The 5,821-nt window shown below is 71.7% G+C and carries 4 protein-coding genes and 1 pseudogene; 4 read left to right on the top strand and 1 reads right to left on the bottom strand.

The window, feature by feature from the left end; all coding sequences use genetic code 11:
• Positions 1 to 252 precede the first annotated feature (252 nt).
• From JGS39_RS35545 to JGS39_RS35535, 3 genes are read left to right on the top strand one after another with little or no spacing between them, the layout of a single operon-like run.
• The gene (locus JGS39_RS35545) at positions 253 to 1,803 is read left to right on the top strand and encodes an SCO6880 family protein (protein ID WP_219573890.1); all 1,551 of its coding nucleotides are present in this window, start codon (positions 253 to 255) and stop codon (positions 1,801 to 1,803) included.
• 40 nt (positions 1,804 to 1,843) lie between these two features.
• Positions 1,844 to 3,262 (top strand): ATP-binding protein, encoded by a 1,419-nt coding sequence (locus JGS39_RS35540; protein ID WP_148019504.1) that lies wholly within the window; start codon positions 1,844 to 1,846, stop codon positions 3,260 to 3,262.
• Between the two features lies 1 nt (position 3,263).
• A complete protein-coding gene (locus tag JGS39_RS35535; protein WP_219573889.1) occupies positions 3,264 to 4,862 on the top strand; it encodes a type IV secretory system conjugative DNA transfer family protein in 1,599 nt (532 codons plus the stop codon).
• A 62-nt stretch (positions 4,863 to 4,924) separates the two neighbouring features.
• Here the strand turns inward: JGS39_RS35535 and JGS39_RS35530 are convergent, their stop codons facing one another.
• A complete protein-coding gene (locus tag JGS39_RS35530; RefSeq protein ID WP_219573888.1) occupies positions 4,925 to 5,533 on the bottom strand; it encodes a TetR/AcrR family transcriptional regulator in 609 nt (202 codons plus the stop codon).
• A 72-nt stretch (positions 5,534 to 5,605) separates the two neighbouring features.
• Between JGS39_RS35530 and JGS39_RS35525 the strand changes: the two are divergent.
• A pseudogene (locus JGS39_RS35525) lies at positions 5,606 to 5,821 on the top strand (hypothetical protein); the annotation flags it as partial.

Here is a 5,821-nt window from a genome sequence, read left to right as displayed (position 1 = left end):
CGGCGGCGGCCAGGACGGCGGCGACAACAGCGGCGGCGGCCGGCCCGCCAACCCGGTCAGCGGCGGAGTCGCCGCGCACAGCTCCCGTAACTCCGGGAGCGGGGTCGGCGGCGGATCTGTCCCCTCCGCCGCACCTCCGCCCCGCAGCGGTTCGGGCCCCACGTCCGGCACCCCGCACGGCAGCCGCGGCTCACGCGGCGGATCCGGTGGACCAGGCAGTTCAGGTAACAAGAGCACAGGAGGTGGCGGGCGTTGAGCACTCAGTCCCATCCGATCGCGCCCCGCCGTACGTATCTCATCGGCCGCGCCCGGCCGAACGCGATCGTCGGCAAGAACCGCGAGACGGGCGAGATCGCCCTGATCATCGGCGGCGCGTTCCTCGGCATGATGAGCGGGCTGCTCGTCCCCGTCCTCTCCCTGCGGATCGTGCTGCTCACCGGCTTCCCGCTGCTCGCCCTGGCGATCGTCTACGTCCCGTACAAGCACCGGACCTTCTACAAGTGGTTCGAGATCAACCGCAGCTTCAAGCGCTCCCTGCGCCGAGGCACGTCCTACCGCTCCACCGCCATGGAGGCGGGCGTCAGCGCCGACGGGCGTGAGGTCGAGATCGGACCGCCCCCCGGAATCGGCCGGATCAACTGGCTGGCCGCACCCTTCGGGCCGGACGAGATCGCCGTACTGCTGCACGCCGACCGCCGCACCGTCACCGCGGCCATCGAGATCGAGGGGCCCGGCGTCGGGCTGCGCGACAGCGAGGACCAGGAAGCGCTCGTCGACCGGTTCGGCACCCTGCTCAAGCACGTCGCCAACGGGGACGGCTTCGTCACCCGCATCCAGATGCTGGCCCGCACCCTGCCCGCCGACCCCGACGCCCACGCCAAGGACGTCGCCCAGCGCGGCGACAAGGGCTCCCCGGGCTGGCTGCAGGAGTCGTACGAGCAGCTCCAGTCCATGGTCTCCACCTCCAGCGAACAGCACCGCGCCTACCTCGTCGCCTGCATGCACTTCACCCGCGAGCTCGCCGCCGAGGCCAACGCGATGGCCCGCGCCGCCCGCCCGCACGCCGGCCGCAAGCTCGACCGGGACGCCGGGCTCGCCGTCGTCATGGCCCGCGAGCTCACCGACATCTGCGCCCGCCTCGCCGAGGCGGACATCCGGGTCCGTCAGCCGCTCGGCCAGAGCCGGCTGGCCTCCCTCGTCCACTCCATGTACGACCCCGACCACCCCATCGACCACATCCAGGCCATGACGAAGCGCAACGCCTGGCCGGCCGAACTGGACGCGGTCGAGCCGACGTTCCTCCAGGCCAAGACCCGCGAGTCGTCCACCCGCGCGCCCTGGTGCCATTCCACGGCCTGGGTGAAGGAATGGCCGATGACGCCCGTCGGCGTCAACTTCCTCGCCCCGCTCCTCGTCCACACGCCCGACGTGATCCGTACGGTCGCGGTCACCATGGACCTCGAACCGACCGAGATCGCCATCGAGCGGATGCTCACCGAGAAGACCAACGACGAGGCCGAGGCCAGCCGACAGGCCAAGATGAACCGCACCGTCGACCCGCGCGACATCGCCGCCCACGGCCGCCTCGACCAGCGGGGTGAAGATCTCGCGAGCGGCGCGGCCGGGGTGAACCTCGTGGGGTACATCACCGTGTCGTCGCGCTCGCCCGAGTCCCTCGCCCGCGACAAGCGGACGATCCGGGCCTCCGCGGGCAAGTCGTATCTGAAGCTGGAGTGGTGCGACCGCGAGCACCACCGCGCGTTCGTCAACACCCTGCCGTTCGCCACCGGCATCCGCCGCTAACCCACCAGTCCGCGACACCGAGAGGGAGGTCAGTCACGCCATGCGAGATCCGATGTCCGCATTGACGGACGCCTTCACCGCCTTCCTCTTCGGGAAGGTGGAGACGACCCGGCTGCCCGTCCGCACCTCGACCGGACAGGCCCAGGCGGTCTACCTGCCCACCGCAGCCCCCGGCCTCGGCGACTCCGGCGTGATCATCGGCCGCGAGGTGTACTCCGGCAAGGGCTACATCTACGACCCCTTCCAGCTGTACGGGCAACAGCTCCCCGCCCCGCACTGGCTGGTGCTCGGCGAGTCCGGCAACGGCAAGTCCGCGCTGGAGAAGACGTACGTGCTCCGCCAGCTCCGCTTCCGCGACCGCCAGGTCGTCGTCCTGGACGCCCAGGGCGAGGACGGCGTCGGCGAGTGGAACCTCATCGCGCAGGAGCTCGGCCTCACCCCGATCCGCCTCGACCCCACCTCCGCGCTCAACGGCGGGATCCGCCTCAACCCGCTCGACCCCGCGATCACCACCACCGGGCAGCTCGCCCTGCTGCGCACCATCATCGAAGTCGCCATGGGCCACGGCCTCGACGAGCGCTCCGGCTTCGCGCTCAAGGTCGCGCACGCCTATGTGAACGAGACGACGACCGACCGCCAGCCCGTCCTGATGGACATCGTCGACCAGCTGCGCCACCCGGAACCGGAATCCGCCGAGGCGATGAACGTCGACATAGACGACGTACGGGCCTGGGGCCTGGACGTCGCACTCGTCCTGGACCGGCTCGTCGACGGCGACCTGCGCGGCATGTTCGACGGGCCCACGTCCGCCGGGATCGACCTCGACTCGCCGCTGATCGTCTTTGACCTCTCGCACATCGACCGCAACTCGATCGCCATGCCGATCCTGATGGCGATCGTCGGCGTCTGGCTGGAGCACACCTGGATCAGGCCCGACCGGAAGAAACGCATCTTCCTGGTGGAGGAGGCCTGGCACATCATCAACTCCCCCTTCGTCGCCCAGCTCTTCCAGCGGCTGCTGAAGTTCGGCCGGCGGCTCGGACTCTCGTTCGTCGCCGTCGTCCACCACCTCAGCGACGTGGTCGACGGAGCCGCGGCACGGGAAGCGGCGGCCATCCTGAAGATGGCCTCCACACGCACGATCTACGCCCAGAAGGCCGACGAGGCCAGAGCAACCGGCCGGGTGCTCGGGCTGCCCCGATGGGCGGTCGAGATCATCCCCACGCTCACACCCGGCATCGCCGTCTGGGACGTCAACGGCAACGTACAGGTCGTCAAACACCTGATCACCGAAGCCGAACGCCCCCTCGTCTTCACCGACCGCGCCATGACCGAGTCCTCGGCATCCGATCTCCTCCCGGAGGACGTACGCGCCGCCGAACTGGAGGCGGAGCAACGCGCGGCACGGATCGAGAACCAGCAACGGCTGAACGAGTCGTCCGAGTCAACGGTGGCATGACATGGCGGGTGCGGGGCGCGGCGATGTACGCAACGGCGGCGGGAACGGAAGCGGAAGCAGTGGCGGCATCCCCGACGGGCTGCTGATCGGGCTGCTGCTCTTCCTCCTCGGGCTGACGCTGCTGGCCTGGACGGCCACCGGTCTGGCCGGCCTCCTCGCCCACGGCGGCTGGCCCGACGCAGTCACCCTCGCCGAGACCCCTTTGGCCATGCGCCGCCTGGTCGAGGCCCCGGACGACCTGCCCGCCGCCTGGCCAGCCACCCCGGCCGGCGAACTCTCCGGGTACGGACTGTTCTGGGGCCTGTTCATCGGGCAACTGATGGTGCTGGTCGTCCTGACGGTGTTCGTGATGGGCGTGATCGCCCGCTGGCGAGGCGTCCGGGCCCGGCAGCGCGCCGAACGCCTGGAACAGCGGAGCGAACCCCCTCAGGAGTACGTCCACGAGGAGCGGGCGACCCGCCAGGCACCCGCCCCCGCTCAGCCGGTCACCGAACAAGCGGCCCCGGCCGCAATCACCCGGCCACCGACAGCGCCGTCCCAAGCCACCCAGCCACGGACCGCGCCGTCCGAAGCCACCCAGCCACTGACTGCCCCGGCCCCGGCCGAAACCACCCAACCACTCGCTCCCCCGGCCGCTCCCCTTCCGCCCGTCGTGCCCTCCCCGCGCACCCCTCTCGTCGTCTACGGCCCCGCCGCCACCCGCCGGCCCACCGCCGTCCAGGCCATCCGCGAGGCGGACGGGCCCGTGCTCGTCGTCACCTCCGACCCCAGCGTCTGGGCCGAGACGAAGGACGCCCGGGCCAAGCTCGGCCCGGTCCTCGTCTACGACCCCGGCCACCTCTGCGACACCCCGGCCCGGCTCCACTGGTCCCCCACGACCGGCTGCGAACAGCCCGACCGCGCGGCCGCCCGCTCCGCCGCGCTCCTCGCCCCCGTACGACCGCAGTCCCGCATCGACGCGGCGACGGCCGACACCGCGGAGACCCTCCTGCGGTGCTGGCTGCACGCCGCCGCGATCGACGGCCGCCCCTTCCGCCAGGTCCACCGCTGGGCGCTCGGCGGCAGCGCCCATGAACCGGTGCGCCTGCTCCGTACGCACCCCAAGGCGGCCTCCGGACTCGCCGGCCTGCTGGAGTCCGCGCTCACGGCACACCCCGAACGCCGCGAGATGGCCCAGGAACTGACGGTCCGGGCCTTCGGAGCCCTGTCCTCGGTCCATATCCGGGACGCCTGCACACCGAACCGAGCCGATTCGCTCGCGCTGGAATCATTCGTGGACGAGGGGGGCAGCCTCTATGTGGTCGGCGAACCCATCGAGAACCCGCGCTCGGGCCCCGGGGCGATGCCCCTGCTCACCGCGCTCGCCTCAGACGTGGTCGAGCACGGCCGCCGCATGGCCGCACGGTCATCCGACGGTCGGCTCGACCCACCAATGACGCTCGTCCTCGACGACATCGCGGCCGTCGCACCCCTGCCCCGACTGCCGGAACTCCTTACCACCGGCGAGCAACAGGGCCTGCCGACCGTCGCCCTGCTCCGCTCCCGCGAACAGGCCCGCGCCCACTGGACCCAGCAGCTCCAGACCCCGACCACCCTCTGAACCGGGCCTCCGCGCCCACCCAGCACAGCTCCCGGCCCCCGGCCCGGACCCCACAGGGCCGCTCACCGGCGCTGCCGGCGCTGCACCACGTCGGCGACTGCCACGGCCACGAACCGTTCGACGGCCGCCGTGTCCGGCGGGCCGGGGGCCTCGCGGTCCGTGAACAGGAGATGCCCGCCGCCGACCAGGGACAGGGTGAGCGAGTCGATGTCCGCGTCGGCCGCGATACGGCCCAGCTCACGCTCGGCGGCCAGATAGGCGGCGACCCCGGTCGTGGCCTCTGCGAGGATCGCGATGCCGCCTCCTGGCCGGGCCTCCCGCAAGCGGGTGCGCAGCGCGTCCCGGAAGGTGATGAGCGGGATGATCGCCACCGGAACCGGTCCGAACAGGGTGGCCAGTGCCGCGGTGAGGTTCCCGGCCACCGTTCCGGTGCCGGCGGACTCGCGCAACGCACTCGACTGCATCTCCAACTGGGCGGCCCGGTCGAGCACGAGGCCGGCGAGGAAGGCGTCGAAGTCGGCGAAGTGCCGATGCAGGACGCCCTTGGCGCAGCCCGCCTCGTCGGTCACGGCCCGGCTGGTCAGCCCGTTCGGACCGTCCCGCAGCAGGACGCGTTCGGCCGCGTCGAACAGTTGCTGCCGCGCGTCGCGAAGGTGCACACCGGTAGGCACTCGCAGATCCTCTCGATGATGTGACCCGCCCGCATCATTGGCGAGTGGGCATGCGCCCACTAAAGTGGGCGCATGCCCATCGTATCGAGAGACCACCCGGAACCACCCCCGTCGAAGCCCCACGAGGCCCGCCGGATGGCCGAGTCCTTCGGCGTGGACGCACAGCGCTACGACCGGGCACGACCCGGCTACCCGGCCGCGCTGGTGACACGGATCGTCGCCAAGAGCCCCGGCCCCCACGTACGCGACATCGCCCACGCCCACGCACCCGGCCCCGGCCCCGGCCCC

This window comes from Streptomyces poriferorum (assembly GCF_019399235.1).
GTDB lineage: Bacteria > Actinomycetota > Actinomycetes > Streptomycetales > Streptomycetaceae > Streptomyces > Streptomyces poriferorum.
This window is presented reverse-complemented; position numbering and strand designations above follow the sequence as displayed.